The following is a 1,240-nucleotide window of genomic DNA, read 5'->3' on the forward strand; positions in this document are numbered from 1 at the left end:
TGGACCGGCCAGAGCTCTGTAGACACTCAGTCGCCGCTCTGCGCGTAGCGCCTTTCAAACTCTACCGGTGACAGTCCGCGAGCGGAACCATGCCGGCGGATCGGGTTGTAGAACATCTCGATGTAGTCGAACACGTCCGAAGCCGCCATGGCGCGCGTCGGGTAGATCTGCCGCTTGATTCGCTCCTTCTTCAAGACGCTGAAGAAACTCTCGGCCACGGCATTGTCGTGGCAGTTCCCGCGTCGGCTCATGCTCGGCACCATCCGGTGCGCTTTCAGGAACGACTGCCAATCGCTGCTGGTGAACTGGCAACCCTGGTCGGAGTGCACCATCACGCCAGGACCGGGCTTACGCCGCCACGCCGCCGCCACCAGCGCCTGAAGCACTAGGTCGCTGGTCATCGTCGGCGCCGTGGCCCAGCCGACAACCTGCCGCGAGTACAGATCCATCACCGCCGCCAGGAACAGCCAGCCCTCGTAGGTCCGGATGTAGGTGATGTCCGTGACCCAGACCTTGTTCGGGGCCTCTGGCGTGAAGTCCCGGTTGAGCACGTTGGCCACCACGCCCACCGGGCCGCCGCGATGACGCGGCTTGCGGCCGTAGCCGACGTGGGCACGCAGGCCTTCTGCCTTCATCAGCCTGAGGACGCGGTGCCGGCTGCAGCGCTCGCCGGCCTCGCGCAGGTCCAGGGTGATCTTGCGGTAGCCATACACCGTGCCGCTGGCCAGCCAGTGGTGCTTGATCAGCCCCAGCAGACGCTGATCTTCGCGCTCACGAGCGCTGGCGCCCTGGCGCAGCCAGGCGTAGTAGCCGCTGCGATGCACGCCCAGCACCCGGCACATCGCCACCAGACGGAACTCCCGGACGTGCGCACGCATGAACGCGTACTTCGCCCTTACCCCTTGGCAAAGTACGCGGCGGCTTTTTTTAGGATGTCGCGCTCCTCGGTCACCCGCCGCAGCTCGGCCTTGAGCCGGCGGATCTCGGCCGAGTCGCTCGGCGCAACCGTGGCTCCAGGGGCCGGCATCGTCTTCTTGGTCGCCTGCACCCAGCCATACAACGTGTGCTTGGGAATCCCGATCCGGGAGGCGACCTCCACCACCGTGAAGCCACGCTCGATCACCTGCTTCACCGCTTCGGCCCGGAACTCATCTGTGTACTGCTTGCTGTTGCCCATAAACACCTCGGTCATTGCCATCAATTATGGCAACCGGATGTCTACGAAAGGCTGGCCGGTCCA

General features: G+C 64.9%; 1 protein-coding gene. It reads right to left on the minus strand.

The window, feature by feature from the left end:
* Window positions 1-26 precede the first annotated feature (26 nt).
* A protein-coding gene (locus tag CSC76_RS18820; RefSeq protein WP_238395100.1) for an IS3 family transposase occupies window positions 27-1,177 on the minus strand; the annotation gives its coding sequence in 2 pieces (ribosomal slippage) (window positions 27-931 and window positions 931-1,177; 1,152 coding nt in all).
* Between the last annotated feature and the right edge of the window lie 63 nt (window positions 1,178-1,240).

Source organism: Pseudoxanthomonas mexicana, from assembly GCF_010093385.1.
Lineage (GTDB): Bacteria > Pseudomonadota > Gammaproteobacteria > Xanthomonadales > Xanthomonadaceae > Pseudoxanthomonas_A > Pseudoxanthomonas_A mexicana.